The organism is Roseicyclus marinus (assembly GCF_036322625.1).
Taxonomy (GTDB): domain Bacteria; phylum Pseudomonadota; class Alphaproteobacteria; order Rhodobacterales; family Rhodobacteraceae; genus Roseicyclus; species Roseicyclus marinus_A.
Genome location: NZ_AP027266.1, coordinates 238109 through 252127, shown reverse-complemented (window position 1 = coordinate 252127; position 14019 = coordinate 238109). Strand labels below are relative to the sequence as shown.

At 66.6% G+C, this 14019-nt stretch carries 13 protein-coding genes; 3 read left to right on the top strand and 10 right to left on the bottom strand.

The window, feature by feature from the left end:
• Window positions 1-30 precede the first annotated feature (30 nt).
• The 3 genes from AABA51_RS01225 to AABA51_RS01215 are packed head-to-tail and all read right to left on the bottom strand — an operon-like array spanning window position 31 to window position 2384.
• The gene (locus tag AABA51_RS01225; protein ID WP_338273606.1) at window positions 31-1164 is read right to left on the bottom strand and encodes a CaiB/BaiF CoA transferase family protein; all 1134 of its coding nucleotides are present in this window, start codon (window positions 1162-1164) and stop codon (window positions 31-33) included.
• Window positions 1161-1838, bottom strand: a complete 678-nt coding sequence (locus AABA51_RS01220) for a DsbA family protein (RefSeq protein ID WP_338273603.1) — start codon at window positions 1836-1838, stop codon at window positions 1161-1163. Before AABA51_RS01220 ends, AABA51_RS01225 begins: the two co-directional genes overlap by 4 nt.
• 15 nt (window positions 1839-1853) lie before the next feature.
• Entirely contained in the window at window positions 1854-2384 is a 531-nt protein-coding gene (locus tag AABA51_RS01215) for a DUF721 domain-containing protein (RefSeq protein WP_338273601.1), read from the bottom strand.
• A gap of 83 nt (window positions 2385-2467) precedes the next feature.
• Between AABA51_RS01215 and mutY the strand changes: the two genes are divergently transcribed.
• Together mutY and AABA51_RS01205 are read left to right on the top strand one after the other, a co-directional pair.
• Window positions 2468-3541 (top strand): A/G-specific adenine glycosylase, encoded by a 1074-nt coding sequence (mutY, locus tag AABA51_RS01210; RefSeq protein WP_338273599.1) that lies wholly within the window; start codon window positions 2468-2470, stop codon window positions 3539-3541.
• A gap of 52 nt (window positions 3542-3593) precedes the next feature.
• Window positions 3594-4727, top strand: coding sequence for an alkane 1-monooxygenase (locus AABA51_RS01205; RefSeq protein ID WP_338273597.1), 1134 nt, complete (start codon window positions 3594-3596; stop codon window positions 4725-4727).
• Window positions 4728-4736: 9 nt separating this feature from the next.
• On the opposite strand, the gene AABA51_RS01200 is transcribed toward AABA51_RS01205, so the two are convergent.
• From AABA51_RS01200 to AABA51_RS01180, 5 genes are all read right to left on the bottom strand, one after another.
• Window positions 4737-5960, bottom strand: a complete 1224-nt coding sequence (locus AABA51_RS01200) for an RNA polymerase sigma factor (protein WP_338273595.1) — start codon at window positions 5958-5960, stop codon at window positions 4737-4739.
• Window positions 5957-6319 (bottom strand): YciI family protein, encoded by a 363-nt coding sequence (locus tag AABA51_RS01195; protein WP_338273593.1) that lies wholly within the window; start codon window positions 6317-6319, stop codon window positions 5957-5959. The genes AABA51_RS01200 and AABA51_RS01195 overlap by 4 nt, the downstream gene beginning before the upstream one ends.
• A gap of 26 nt (window positions 6320-6345) precedes the next feature.
• On the bottom strand, window positions 6346-6714 hold the full coding sequence (locus AABA51_RS01190) for a hypothetical protein (protein WP_338273591.1): 369 nt from the start codon (window positions 6712-6714) through the stop codon (window positions 6346-6348).
• A 90-nt stretch (window positions 6715-6804) separates the two neighbouring features.
• Complete coding sequence (locus tag AABA51_RS01185) at window positions 6805-7440, bottom strand: NAD(P)-dependent oxidoreductase (RefSeq protein WP_338273589.1); 636 nt, start codon at window positions 7438-7440, stop codon at window positions 6805-6807.
• Between the two features lie 135 nt (window positions 7441-7575).
• The gene (locus tag AABA51_RS01180) at window positions 7576-8154 is read right to left on the bottom strand and encodes a YqgE/AlgH family protein (RefSeq protein ID WP_338273587.1); all 579 of its coding nucleotides are present in this window, start codon (window positions 8152-8154) and stop codon (window positions 7576-7578) included.
• Between the two features lie 116 nt (window positions 8155-8270).
• On the opposite strand from AABA51_RS01180, the gene AABA51_RS01175 reads away from it, so the two are divergent.
• Window positions 8271-9098: a protein-disulfide reductase DsbD domain-containing protein gene (locus AABA51_RS01175; RefSeq protein WP_338273585.1), complete on the top strand. Its 828-nt coding sequence runs from the start codon at window positions 8271-8273 to the stop codon at window positions 9096-9098.
• 7 nt (window positions 9099-9105) lie between these two features.
• Here the strand turns inward: AABA51_RS01175 and AABA51_RS01170 are convergent, their stop codons facing one another.
• Together AABA51_RS01170 and AABA51_RS01165 are read right to left on the bottom strand one after the other, a co-directional pair.
• Window positions 9106-12492, bottom strand: coding sequence for an efflux RND transporter permease subunit (locus AABA51_RS01170; protein ID WP_338273583.1), 3387 nt, complete (start codon window positions 12490-12492; stop codon window positions 9106-9108).
• Between the two features lie 2 nt (window positions 12493-12494).
• Window positions 12495-13952: an efflux RND transporter periplasmic adaptor subunit gene (locus AABA51_RS01165; protein WP_338273581.1), complete on the bottom strand. Its 1458-nt coding sequence runs from the start codon at window positions 13950-13952 to the stop codon at window positions 12495-12497.
• Between the last annotated feature and the right edge of the window lie 67 nt (window positions 13953-14019).

Genomic DNA, 14019 nt, shown 5'->3' with positions numbered 1-14019 from the left:
CGCAGATCAGGCCGTATCGGCGCTCCGCGCTCAGCGCTGCGACCAACCGGCCGCGCCATCCTGACCGAGCTTCGGCGCGGACCGGTCCAGCGCCAGGTCCGCATCGGAGAACCGGAACGGCGGGCGCACGCCCGGAACGCCATCGGGTGTGATGCGCGCGCCCCGTGCCACCACTTGTGGATCGGCAAAAACCTCTCCCAGATCGTTGATCGGTCCGGCCGGCACACCCTGCGCCTCGCAGGCGGCCAGCAACTCGGCCTTGCCCATCCGGCGCGTCGCGGCGCCCAGAACCTCGGTCAGCGCATCGCGATGGGCGATCCTGTCGGCATTGGTCAGGTAATCGGGATGCTCCGCCAGTTCGGGCAGACCCAAAAGCGCGCACAGCCGACGATATTGCCCGTCATTGCCTGTCGCGATGATGATCCAGCCATCGGCGCAGTCAAAGACCTGATAGGGCACGAGATTGGGATGCGCATTGCCCAGGCGCTGCGGCGCGACCCCGGTGGCAAGATAATTCATCGCCTGATTTGCCATAACGGACACGGCCGTATCCATCAGGCTCAGATCGATATGCTGCCCCCGCCCGGTGGTCTGGCGCAGGTGCAGCGCGGCCAGAATCGCGTTGGAGGCATAAAGCCCCGTGAAGATATCGGTGACGGCCACGCCCACCTTTTGCGGCTGGCCATCCGGTTCGCCCGTGACAGACATCAGGCCCGACATGCCCTGGATGATGTAATCATAGCCCGCGCGATGCGCATAAGGGCCCGTCTGACCGAAACCCGTGATCGAGCAATAGACGAGACCGGGGTTGATCGCGCTCAAGGTTTCGTAATCAAGACCGTATTTCGCAAGCCCGCCGAGCTTGAAATTCTCGATCAGCACATCGGCCCCGCGCGCCAGGTCCTGCACGCGCGCGCGACCTTCATCCGTGCGGAAATCGGCGATGACCGACCGCTTGCCCCGGTTGCAGGCATGGAAATAGGCGGCTGTCCGGTCGCCCTCCCGCTCGATGAAGGGGGGGCCCCATTGGCGGGTGTCATCCCCCTCGGGCGCCTCGACCTTGATCACTTCCGCGCCCAGGTCCGACAGCGTCTGACCGGCCCAGGGGCCGGCCAGGATGCGCGCCAGTTCCAGCACGCGGACACCGGCAAGGGGTGCCGTCATTGCGCGGCGGCGATACGCGCGTCGAGGATCGTGGCGAAATCCTCGTAGCTCATGTTCGAATGCATCTCGCCGTCGATCACGAAATGGGGCGTGCCGGGGATGTCATGCACCTCCATATGCGCCTCGTAATTGGCGATCATGGCCTGTGCCATGGCCGCATCGGTCAGGCAGGCGTCGAGCTGTTCGTCCGACAGCCCCGCCACCCGCCCGATCTGGCGCAGGTTTTCCGCCACGGCACCGGGCGCGCCCTGCGTCCATTCGGCCTGGCGCTGGTAGATCAGATCGACGATCCCGAAATAGCGATCGGGCCCCGCGCAGCGCGCCACCATCCCGGCCCAGAGCCCGAAACGGTCGAAATAGACCTCGCGGTAGATGAACCGCACCTGATCGGTGTCGATATAGTTTTCCTTGATCCGGGGCATGGTGTTGCGGTGGAAGCTCGCGCAATGCGGGCAGGTGAAGGAGGCGTATTCGATCACTTCCACCGGCGCATCGGGATTGCCCAGCACCATCTCGACCACCATCGGCAGATCGGTCGCGGCAGAGGTGTCTTGCGCATGGGCAGCCTGCGGCAGCAGCGGCAATCCGGGCGCGCTTTCCGGGCGCAGCAGCGCATAGGTTCCTGCCGCCATGACGCCGGCACCGGCGCCCATCATCAGGGTCCTGCGATCCATGTTTCCTGTCTCTCCTTAGCTTTTCCGGGGGGTTAGCACGTTGCGGGCCAGCCGCGCGAGCGCTTCTTTCAGGCGCGCATCCTCGATGCCCTCGACGCTGTCCATGGCGCGGGCAAGGCGCACGGGATCGGGCGGCGGCGGAGCCTTGGGCGCAGGCCTGCCAAAGGCGACCTGTCCCTCGGCAAAGCCTGTCGGCGCAGTCTGGGTGATATGGACATGGGCCACGGCCCGGTAGCCATAGGTGGCATTCACACGCTCGGCGATGCGGTCCTTCTGCATGTCCAGCAGCGGGGCATGCGCCCCCGTGGTCAGCAGCACCAGCGTTCCGCCAAACCCCCGGCCCCATGTGATCTTGACCGGCCGGGCAATGGCGGCGATGTCCTCGCCCACGATTTCGGGCCAATGGGTCAAGAGTTTCGCCTCGCCGAAACCGCGCTTTTCCGCAGGGGCTTTCAGCGCACCCGCCAGAAGCGCGCCAGCAGTCTCGAACCCACGCTTGCGGCGGCGGGGTGGCTCGGACGGGTCTGGAGTTCGAGTGCGCGACATGGCTTGCCTTCGGGATGTTGAGGGCAATCTATGCGGTTACGCGGTGATAACCAATAACAGCCGGGTGAGGGGGCGGATAAACCTTGCGTGACGGGTTTTCGGATGGGGCGGTCGCGGCAGCGCTTTTGCCCTGGTATGATCGACATGCGCGCGATCTGCCCTGGCGCATGGGCCCTGCGGCGCTGGCAGCAGGCGAACGCCCGGACCCCTATCGTGTCTGGCTGTCCGAGATCATGTTGCAGCAAACCACCGTCGCGGCGGTGAAAGACTATTTCCAACGCTTCACGGCACTTTGGCCCAGCGTCACCGCGCTGGCCGCCGCAGAAGATGCCGCCGTGATGGCGGAATGGGCGGGGCTTGGCTATTACGCCCGTGCGCGGAACCTGCTCAAATGCGCCCGCGTGGTCGCCAGCGATCATGGCGGCGTCTTTCCCGACACCGAGGATGGCTTGCGCCAACTTCCCGGCATCGGCCCCTATACGGCGGCGGCCATCGCGGCCATCGCCTTTGACCGGCCCGCCGCCGTCATGGATGGGAACGTGGAACGGGTGGTGGCGCGGCTTTTCGCGGTCGAAACGCCCCTTCCCACCGCGAAACCGGAGCTGCGCCTCCTGACCGAACGGCTCACCCCCGACACGCGGCCCGGCTGCTACGCGCAGGCGGTCATGGACCTTGGCGCGACGGTCTGCACCCCGCGGTCGCCCGCCTGCGGCATCTGCCCGCTTGTCGCGATGTGCCGGGGCCGGGCGCAAGGCATCGCCGCCGAGCTTCCGCGCAAAGCGCCCAAACAGGCCAAGCCGACGCGGCAGGGCATTGCCTATCTGGCCCTGCGCACGGATGGGGCCGTGCTGTTGGAAACCCGGCCGGACAAGGGGCTTTTGGGCGGCATGCTGGGCTGGCCCGGCACCGACTGGACCGAGGCCCCACCGCCCGAGGCGCCCCCCCTTGCCGCCGATTGGCACGATCCGGACCTCGAGGTGCGCCACACCTTCACCCATTTCCATCTGCGCCTGCGGGTGCTGTTGGCCCGCGTTCCGCAAGACGCCCAACCCGAGCGCGGCAGCTTTCACCCGCGCGCGAGCTTTCGACCCGCAAGCCTGCCCACCGTGATGCGCAAGGCGTGGGACGTCGCGGCAGGTGCATGGCCCAAGGATTGACGGAAGGTCCAAGCCTCCCCATCTTTTCAAGTGTAACGTTACGAGGACCCCGATGATCCCCGCCGCTCAGGTCGCACGCATCAGCCGCGCGATTCCCTTCTGGATGTCGCTTGCGCTGTCGCCGTTGCTGGTGATCGCGGCCGGACAGGGCGGATGGTGGTTGATCCTTGCACCGGTATCGACGTGGTGGCTGTTCATCGTGCTCGACGCGGCGCTCGGTCTCAACGTCGAAAACGCCGACCCGGATACGCCCGAACCCTCCCTGCGCTGGTATCGCCTGGTCACGCTGATCTGGTTTCCGGTGCAGGTGGGGACGATCTTTTTCCTGATCTGGTATGCCACCCGCGCCGATCACCTGTCCGTGGTCGAGCAATTCGCGCTGTTCTTCGGGGTTGGCGTCCTGTCGGGTACGATCGGCATCAATTATTCGCACGAGTTGATGCATCAGAAGAACCGGCTGGAACGCTGGCTGGCGGATCTTCTGCTTGCGACGGTGCTCTATTCGCATTTCCGCTCGGAACATCTGCTGGTTCATCATCGCCACGTGGGAACCGCCCGCGACCCGGTGACCGCGCGCTACAACGAAGGGTTTCACCGCTTCTTTCCCCGCGTCCTGCGCGAAAGCCTGTTCAGCGCTTTCGCCGCCGAACGGGCGATGCTGGCGCGCAAGGGCAAGCCATGGACCGACCTGTCAAACCCGTTCTGGCGCTACTGGACCCTGCAGGCCGCGTTCCTTGGCCTTGCCTTTGGCCTGGGTGGCGGGATGGGGGTGGTGCTGTTCGTCTTTCAGGCCTTCATCGCCATCTGGCAGCTTGAGCTGACCAACTACGTCGAACATTACGGTCTGACCCGGAAACATCTGGGCGACGGGAAATACGAGCATGTCTTGCCGCGCCATTCTTGGAATGCGGCGCACAAGGCGTCGAACTGGCTGCTGATCAACCTGCAGCGCCATTCCGATCACCATTACAAGCCGGACCGCCGCTTTCCCCTGCTGCAGAACTACACCGAGGATGACGCCCCGCAGCTGCCCTATGGCTATCCGGTGATGACCCTTGCCGCCATGATCCCGCCCCTGTGGCGGCGCGTCATGAACCCCCGCGTGAGGGCATGGCGGCAACGCTACTACCCCGAGATCACGGATTGGCAGCCCTACAACAAGGGACAAAACCCCCTGCCCCGCTGATCGCTGCCGTCAGCCACGCCCCGCCAGCCATGAGCGCACCGAGGCGTCGTCGGTCAAGGCGATGGCCCGTTTCCGCGCCGCCTCCGCTCCGGCACCGTCGCCGGCACGCAGGCACAGGTCGAGCCGCGCGGCCCACCACGGTTGATACCCCGTCACCCGATCAGGCGGCATCGCATCGAGAATGGCCAGTCCCCGTTCCGGCCCATGCGCCGCACCATGGACCACCGCACGCGACACTTCCGCAGCCAGACTGGGCCAGCGCGTGACAAGAAAGTCATAAAGCGCCGCCAGAACCTTCGGATTGCCGGATTGCCCCCTTGGGGCCTGCACCTGCACCGACTGGATCGCGGCCTCGGTCTGGAAGCGTCCGGGCCGACCAAGTGCCGCGGCCGCGGTCAGGACCCGTTCCGCTTCGGCCACCATCGCGGCGTCCCACTGGGCGCGATCTTGCTGGGCCAGCGGCACATAAGCCCCGTCAGATCCGCGCCGCGTGGCCCGTCGCGCCTCGCAATAGAGCATCAGCGCCACAAGACCCATCGGCTCGGGCTGCCCGGGCATCAGCCCCGCCACAAGCTGCGCAAGGTAGAGCGCCTCGCCCGCCAGATCCTCGCCCATGCGCCCGGCTGCCACGCCGCCCGGTACCTCCCATCCCAACCCGTAGGCGGCATAGACCGCCATCAGCACATCATCGAGACGCGCGACAAGCTCATCCCCCTCCGGCATCCGAAAGGGGATGCCCGCCGCCTTGATCTTGGTCTTGGCCCGCGACAGGCGCTGACCCATAGCGGCAGGTTGCACGACGAAGGCGCGCGCGATCCGTGCCGCATCCAACCCGATCACCGTCTGAAGGATCAGGGCGCTGCGTACCGTGCGGTCGATGGCAGGGTGCGCGCAGGCGAACATGAGCTTCAGCCGTTCGTCGGGAAAATCGACCGGCGCCCGATCCATCGCTTCCTCCGTCATCAGGTCAAGCACGGGCCGGGCAGCGGCCAGGTGTCCTGCGGACCGCGTCGCCCGGCCAGCGGACCGTCGCGCCACCGTCAGAAGCCAGGCCTCGGGGCTGTCGGGAATGCCGGTTTCGGGCCAACGCCTGAGCGCTGCGGCAAAGGCATCGGCCAGCGCATCTTCGGCGGCGGCGATGTCACGGGTGCGGGCGGCGACATAGGCCAGAAGCCGCCCGTAGCTGTTGCGCGCGGTGCGCGCGACAGCCTCGCGCGCACCGTGTTCCGTCACAGCAGCATGTCGGCCGGCATCACCGGCCGCACCTCGACCGAACCGACCAGGGCTGCAGGCGACCGGCCGGCCCAATCGATCGCGGCATCCAGATCGGGCACCTCGATCACGAAATAGCCGCCAAGCTGTTCCTTCACGTCGGGAAACGGCCCATCCTCGATCAGGCGCGCACCATCCCGGTTGCGCACGATGGTGGCGGTCGCGGGCGGCAAAAGCCCGTCACCCTTCACGATGATACCTGCCTCTCGCATCGCGCCGATATAGGCGCCCCAGGCGCCCCAATACTCGCCCTGTTGCGCCGGATCCTCGCGCTTGTCGAACTCGGCCATCGGCTCGCGGAAGATGATCATGTACTGCATGTCCTTGGTCCTTCTTCCACGCGGTTTCAGTTCGACATTCCGGGCATCGGGTAATGCGGCACCACCGCGACCCGACCACCCCGCGTCGCCGCCGGGGCGAGGGCGGCAAGCGCCTCGGCCTCGGCCTGCGTCGTCTCAAGAATGAAATACCCCGAAATCGTGTTTCCGTCGCCCCCCGAAACAACCAAAGGCGCGCCACCCCGCACCATGCCGGTCTCGCCCAGCATGGCGGAATAGGCCGCCCAGAGCGCCCAATAGGCTGCCCCCGCCTCGGTCATGTCGGACCTGAGCGCGATATCGGCGGGGCTTTCATGGATGAAGAGGGTAAAGGGATCGGCCAAGGCCGGGACCGACATCGCGGTCAAGGCGGCGGCAAACAGGGTGGTGCGGATCATCGGTCAGGCTCCTTGGTGTTGCGCGACGGCACAGCGCCGTCACACCCATGAGCCTCGGGTCGACCCGATTTCGACAGGTCCGGAAAAAAATCAGCGTTGGATGGCGGGCGTCTTGCCGATATGGCTGCCATCCTCGGCGGCATGGACAAGGAAATGGGCCACATCGGCCCGGCTGATGATCCCCTGCCGCCAGGTTTCGGGTTCGACGAGAACCTTGTATTTCGCGCTCATCGCATTGTCGTTCAGGATGCCGGGCCGCGCGATGGTCCAATCCAGACCCGACGCGCGGATCATCTCTTCCTGCAGGGATTTGTCCGCATAGGCCCGGCCCAGAAACAGCCTGAAGGGGATACGTTCCACGCTCGACAACTTGGCTTCGCTGTCGCCCGCACCAAAGCCTGTCACCGCCAGCAAGCGCCGGACGCCAGCCGCCTCCATCACCGGGATCAAGGTCGCGGTCACGTCGGAAAAAAGCGTCGTTCGCCGCAAGACGCGCAGGTCGCGCGGCACGCCCAGCGTCAGGATGACCGCATCGGCACCCGCAACCGCGCGGGCAAGGGCGGCAGGATCGGTCGCATCGCCTGCAATCGGCTCAAACCCCTCGGCCACGATCCCCATCTGGTCGGCACTGCGCGCAAGGGCGCGCACGGCATGGCCGCGCGACAGGGCGTAATCCACCACCTTGCGGCCGATCCCGCGGCTGGCACCGATGACCGTGATCTGCATGGCATGACCTCCTGTTCAGGGAATGTAGGGCGCCAGCGTGACACCCCCAAGACGCGAAGCCCCTACGCAACTCTTCGCGCCCTTCAGGCGCGCCCGGCTTCGGACGACCCTACGCGCGCCCGGCTTCGGACGACCCTACGCGCGTCCGGCTTCGGACGACAGCGTCAGGGGCGACACGCCCAGCGTCGCCAGCGCCGCCGCCCATTTGCCTTCCATCCGCGCGCCAAAGACGATCTCGGGCGTGGCATCGGCCGTCAACCAACCGTTCCGCGCGATCTCATCCTCCAGCTGTCCCGGCCCCCAGCCGGAATAGCCCAGCGCCATCAGCGCCCGTTCCGGCCCGACACCCCGCGCCAGATCCTCCAGCACATCGATCGTGGCCGTCATGGCGAAACTGTCGTCGACGCGCAGCTGATCGTCCTGCCGCCCCCGGTAGCCCGCGCCATGCAGCACGAAACCCCGCCGCAATTCGACCGGCCCGCCGTAACAGACCGGCAGATCCGGGGTAGCCGCACCGCGCGGGATGTCCAGCTGCTCCAACATTTCGGAAAAGCGGACATCCTCCATCGGCTTGTTGACGATGAGGCCCATCGCCCCATCCGCCGAATGCGCGCACAAAAAGACCACGCTGCCGTGGAATCGCGGGTCGCCCATGTCGGGCATGGCGATCAACAGCTTTCCGGTCAGATCGGCAAAGGCGGGCTTTCTGGTCATGGATTGAGCATGGGGGTTCGGCCCACCGCATTCAAGCGCGACACGGGCGACACGGTCACGGCAGCGTCGCCAATTCGTGACTTCCCAAACCGACCACCTGCGCCTAGCTGAGGGGCATGATCCAGACGACCAGATCCATCATCGCCGCCCTTGCCGCTTTCGCCGCCCTGCTCGGCGCGCCGCCAGCCCTCGCACAGTTCGAGGGGCGGTCCGCCGCGGATGTGGTCGAGGTCAGCTTGCTGCCCGGATGGCGGATGCAAAACGGCAACCATATGGCGGGGGTCCGCATATCCCTTGCCCCGGGGTGGAAGACCTATTGGCGCGCCCCGGGCGAAGGCGGCGTGCCCACGATCATCACCCTGACCGAGGCCTCCGGCATTGACGGCATGGCGATCCACTGGCCCAGCCCCAACGTGTTCTATGTCAACGGAATGCGCTCCATCGGATACCGGGACGAGGTCATCTTGCCCGTCGAATTTGCCCTGAGCCAACAGGGCGAGGTTTCGATCGCGGGGGAAATCGATCTGGGCGTGTGTCTGGATGTCTGCATGCCCGTCACGCTCGATCTTGTCGGTCTTTTGCCGCCCGTCACCGACCGGGTGCACGAGATCGGTCTGGCGCTCTCCGACCGCCCCCTGACCGCGACCGAGGCCGGGGCGGGGCGCGCGACCTGTGCGGTCCAGCCCATTGCCGACGGTTTGCGCGTCACCGTTTCGGTCGACATGCCCACGACCGGCAGTGACGAAACGCTGGTTCTGGAACATCGCAACCCGGGCATCTGGGTGTCCGAAGCGACCACACGGCGCGAGGGGGCAACGATCAGGGCGGTGGCCGACGTGATCCCCCCCGGTCGGCCCGGCCCCTTTCCCTTGAGCCGGTCGGATCTGCGCATCACCGTCATCGGCAGCCGGATGGCCGTCGAACTGGACGGCTGCACGGGCTGATCGGGGCTCAGCCCGCCCGGCGCTGCCGCATCAGCAGGGTGCGCAGAACCGCGACCACCCATCCGATGAGGCAGACCAGCGCCGCGCCGCCGACAAACAGCGCCAAGGCAACGCTTGTCCCCCCGCTGATCCCCGCCAGGGGACCGGCCATGTTCCCGGTCACGATCACGCTGCCCAGCGTCATGGCGAAAAGCGCGGCGGTCGCCACACCCATCGCGGCCATCCCGCGCCCAAGATCGGGTCTGCGCCGAAACGCCCCGAATGCCCGGCGCATGGCGCGCATCTGGGTCGCGAAATCGCGCTGCATCGCCATGATGGCCGGCACGACCAGCAAGACGATCACCATGCCGAACCCCAACCCGTAGACCAGCGTCACCACGGTGGGCCGCAGGAACTGCGCATCTTGCGACCGCTCATAGAGGAGCGGCGCCAACCCCAGAACCGTCGTCAACGTCGTCAGCAGCACAGGCCGCAGACGGTCGCAAACCCCGTCGATGATGGCCGGGACAAGGCCACGGGTTTCTGCATATTCGTCGATCGTCGTCACCAGAACGATGGAATCGTTGATGATGATCCCCGTCATCCCGATCAGGCCGACCACGGTGAACATCGACAAGGGAATGTCCCAGGCCATGTGGCCGTAGATCGCTCCCACCAATCCGAAGGGGATGATGGCCATCACCACCATCGGTCGGGTCCAGCTGGCGAATATCCACGCCAGAACAAGGTAGATGCCGATCAGGCACAGGATGAACCCGGTCATCGCATCGCCAAGGAATTCCCGCTCCTGTTCGGCCAGACCCGACAGGCGGGTGGCGACGCCGAACCGTTCCTCGAGCTGCGGGACGATGACCTCGGTCAGTTCCGTCATGATCTCGGCGGCGCGGGCGGGGTCATCCTCGGACAGATCGCCTGTGACCGAGATCAGCCGCAGCCCGTTCTCACGCCGGATCGACGAAAACCCCTGCCGGGCGGTTACGGTCACGATGTCGGCCAAGGGCACATATTGCCCCGACGCCGCCCGCAACAGCGTCCGGTCGAGGAAATCGGCGGTCAGTTCGCCCTCGGGCAATTCCACCCGGATCGACGCGGTGCGGGGGCCATCGGGATAGGTCGCGGCCTCGATCCCGGCCAGACGGTTGCGCAACACGCGGCCCAGTGTGCCGATGTCGAACCCCAGCGCTTCGCCCTGCGGGGTCAGCGTCAGGCTCAATTCCTCGCGGTCATAGGCCATGCTGTCCTGCAGACCCGAGACCTCGGGAAAGCGGGCCAGTTGCGTCTGCAGCCAGATCGCCGCCGCCTTGAGCGTTTCGGTCCCGGCCCCCGTGATTTGCACGTCGATCGCATCGCCCCCCGGTCCGCCGCGAAAGCCACGGAAACTGACGACCTCGGTCAGGGGCAATTGGCGCACCTCGTCCTGAAGGTCCGCGACAAAGGCAAAGGCCGAATAGGGCCGCAGGTCGGCATCGATCAATTCGATGGCGATGGAGCCCAACAGGTCCTCGTCCTTGTTCTCGACCCCGCTCAGCCCCGGCCCGCTGTTGCCGCCCACCTCGGCCAGAACGTAGATCAGCGGGTTCACGCCGTGTTCCGCCTCGTAGCGGGCGGCGACGGCTTCGGTCGCGCGCTGCATCTCGCGCACCATGGCAAGGCTGTCGTCCCGCGTCGCACCGTCGAGCATCGCGAAATTGCCGGTGACAGACGACAGTTCCGGCGCGTTGAAGAAACGCCATGTCACATCGCCCCGGATGACGCTGGACACCTGAACCGCAAGGATCAGCACCATCGCCGCCACCACAGGGTAACGCGCCGCGATCACGATCCGCATCGCGGGCCGGAAGGCCATTTCCTTGACCCTCTCGAAACCCTTGTTCACAACGCGCGAGGGCCAATCATACCAATGTTCCCGCGCCGAATGGGCCAGGGCATGGGCCATGTGGTTGGGCAGGACAAGGAAGCATTCCACAAGGCTCGCCACCAGAACCGCGATGACGGTGAAGGGGATATCGGCGATCATGCTGCCGAACCGCCCGCCGATGGCGGTCAGGGCGGCAAAGGCCAGGATCGTGGTGATGGTCGCCGAAAACACCGGTGCCGCCATGCGCCGCGCGGCGGTTTCTGCGGCCACGACCGGGGTCTCGCCCAATTGACGCGCCCGGTAATCGGCATGTTCGCCCACCACGATGGCGTCATCGACAACGATGCCCAGCGTGATGATAAGCGCAAAGAGCGAGATCATGTTGATCGTCAGCCCCGCCGCCCACATCAGCGCAATGGCCGCAAGCAACGCCACCGGGATGCCCGCCGCGACCCAAAGCGCCGTGCGCGCGTTCAAAAACAGGAACAACAGCGCCACGACCAGCAACAGGCCCATCAGCGCATTGTCGATCAGGATATCGAGCCGCCCGGATATCGCCTCGGCCTGCGTGCGGATCAGATCGATGGTCGCGCCTTGCGGCAATGTCTCCTGCATCGCGGCGGCCACTTGTTCGACCTGCGCCTGTATCGCGATGGCGTCCCCATCTTCCGACCGGTCGACGCGAATGGAAATCGCGGGGTTTTCACCCACGAAATAGGCCCGTTCCCGGTCGACCCCCTCGAGGCGCACAAGCGCCACATCCCCGATGGTCAAGGGCGATCCATCCGCGTTGATGCGAAGCGTCAGGCCCGCGATCTGGGCCGCATCGCGCTGTGCGGCACCGGTGCGGATGCGGGTATTCGCGCCCTCCACATCTCCCGCCGGCGCGGTCGAGGCTGCGGCGGCGATCACCTCGGCGATCTGGGCCATGGTCACGTCATGGCGCACCAGCGAAGCCTGCGGCACCTCCACCAATGTCTGGGGTGCGGCAACGCCCCGGATCGTCGTCCGGGTCACGCCCACCTCGAACAGGCGCGCGACGAATTCATCGGCGAACCGGCCCAGTTGCCCGGGCGCGACCGGCCCGGTGATGACCACATCGGTCACCCGATCCGACCAGCTGCCCCGGCGGATCTCGGGGTCTTCGGCATCTTCGGGCAGATCGGTGACGGCATCGAGCGCTGCCTGAACCTCGTCGGCGGCGCGCGCCATGTCCCAACCGGGGTCGAATTCCAGCGTCAGGCTGGCGCGCCCCTCGCGGCTGATGGCTTGGGACCCGGCGACGCCGGGCACGGCCAGCAGCACGGGTTCCAGAACACCGACGATGGCCTCGTCCACATCCTCGGCCCCGGCCCCGTCCCAGGCGACGACGATGGACACGTCATCGGAAATCACATCTGGAAAGAATTGCGCCCGCATTTGCGGAATCGCGGCAAGGCCCGCCACGACCATCAGCATCAACAGCAGGTTCGCCGCCGTGCGGTGCCGGGTGAAATAGCTCAGGATGCCGACACCTTTGGGCGGAAGCGCGCGCATCGTCAGCTGCCCATCCGGCTTTCAATGCGCGCGACCATCTGCGCGGGCACCTGATCTTGCCGCAACTGGTCCAGCATCCGGGCGCGGGCCTCGGCGGGGATCATGCGATTGCCTTCGACATAGGCGATCAACCGGGCGCGTCGGTCGGGATCGAGCGTGATGGTCTCGGGCTCTGCCGCGGCGTCCGGGGCTTCGGGCCGAACCGGGTTGACCCGGATGCCCGCGCCCAGAACCGGGGTGCGCACCACGACCACTTCGCGCCCGTCGAGATTGGCGGCACGCACGAGAACGGCATCGCCCTGCCGCCTCACCAACTCCACGGCCAGGGCCTCCAACCTGTCGTCTTCGCCCAGTGCCAGAACCTGTCCGTCCGAGCCGAGCGCCGAGGCCGGCAGACGCGCAACGCCGTGCACGGGCGGTTCCTGCACCTCGACCCGCACGAAATCCCCCGCGCGCAGGCCGCGCGGCGCGTCGATCCGGGCGAAAAGCAGGCGGCCCGATTGCCCGGCCTCGACCGATCCGCTTTCACGCGTCAGCACGGCATCGGCACTCAGATCGAACCCGAAGGCATCCAGCACCACCCGCACCGATGCCTCGGGCAGATCGCCCCCGGGCCCGAGAAGCTGTGCGTATTGCGCCGCCGAGATCCGGAACGCGACCTCCAACGCTTGGGGGTCGATCAGGCGGGCGACCATTTCATTTCGGTTGAGCACCCCTCCGGCGACCACATCGACCTCGGACAGGACCCCGTCGAATTCCGCACTCAGGACCGTTCGGGCCAGCATGCGCTCGGCCTCGGACAGGGCGATGCGCCGACGTTCCAGCGCCGTTTCCGCCTGCGCAAGCCGCGCCTCGGCCTGAGCCAGAGCCTGCCTGCGCGACAGGACTGCCTGATCGGCGGCGGCGGCGGTCAGTTCGACCGCTTCCACGGCGGCGGCGCTGCCCACACCCCTGTCCAGAAGATCGATCTGCCGTTCCATGGCGCGCTGGCGCAAGTCGGCCTGTGCCTGGGCGGCGCGCAGATCATCCTGCGCAAGGTCCAGCGCTGACGCAGCCTCGGCCAGTTCGTTCTCGGCATCCTGCAGGTCGGCAGCGGCCATGTCGCGCGCCGATTGCGCCTCGGCGGGATCGATGCGCATGAGGACCTGCCCTGCGTAGACAATGCCACCCTCTTCGACATTCTCGGCCAGTTCGATCACCGTCCCCTCGACCGGAGATCTCAGCTCCAGAACGCGGCGCGACCGCAGCTCGCCAAAGGCGGTCAGGACAGGCGCTTCGGTCCCGACCGAGACCGTCATCACCTCCGCCGCAAAGACACGCTCGCGCGCCGGTTGCGACGGGCCGCCATCGGCGAACCGCGTCTGGATCGCGCCCCGGATCGTCTGGCCGGCCACAGCCAACAGACCGACCGTCAATGACATCAGGAAAAGCCCGATCAGGGCGCGGCGAAAGAATCGCATGGCTCAATGCCTCAAGAAGTACCTGCACCAGAGGTAGAGGGCGGCGCGGCAAGGTCCAAGTGACCAA

Coding starts and splice junctions, on each gene's coding strand:
- AABA51_RS01225 (WP_338273606.1), bottom strand. CDS start 1,164: ATGACGGCACCCCTTGCCGGTGTCCGCGTGCTGGAACTGGCGCGCATC.
- AABA51_RS01220 (WP_338273603.1), bottom strand. CDS start 1,838: ATGGATCGCAGGACCCTGATGATGGGCGCCGGTGCCGGCGTCATGGCG.
- AABA51_RS01215 (WP_338273601.1), bottom strand. CDS start 2,384: ATGTCGCGCACTCGAACTCCAGACCCGTCCGAGCCACCCCGCCGCCGC.
- AABA51_RS01205 (WP_338273597.1), top strand. CDS start 3,594: ATGATCCCCGCCGCTCAGGTCGCACGCATCAGCCGCGCGATTCCCTTC.
- AABA51_RS01195 (WP_338273593.1), bottom strand. CDS start 6,319: ATGCAGTACATGATCATCTTCCGCGAGCCGATGGCCGAGTTCGACAAG.
- AABA51_RS01190 (WP_338273591.1), bottom strand. CDS start 6,714: ATGATCCGCACCACCCTGTTTGCCGCCGCCTTGACCGCGATGTCGGTC.
- AABA51_RS01185 (WP_338273589.1), bottom strand. CDS start 7,440: ATGCAGATCACGGTCATCGGTGCCAGCCGCGGGATCGGCCGCAAGGTG.
- AABA51_RS01180 (WP_338273587.1), bottom strand. CDS start 8,154: ATGACCAGAAAGCCCGCCTTTGCCGATCTGACCGGAAAGCTGTTGATC.
- AABA51_RS01175 (WP_338273585.1), top strand. CDS start 8,271: ATGATCCAGACGACCAGATCCATCATCGCCGCCCTTGCCGCTTTCGCC.
- AABA51_RS01170 (WP_338273583.1), bottom strand. CDS start 12,492: ATGCGCGCGCTTCCGCCCAAAGGTGTCGGCATCCTGAGCTATTTCACC.
- AABA51_RS01165 (WP_338273581.1), bottom strand. CDS start 13,952: ATGCGATTCTTTCGCCGCGCCCTGATCGGGCTTTTCCTGATGTCATTG.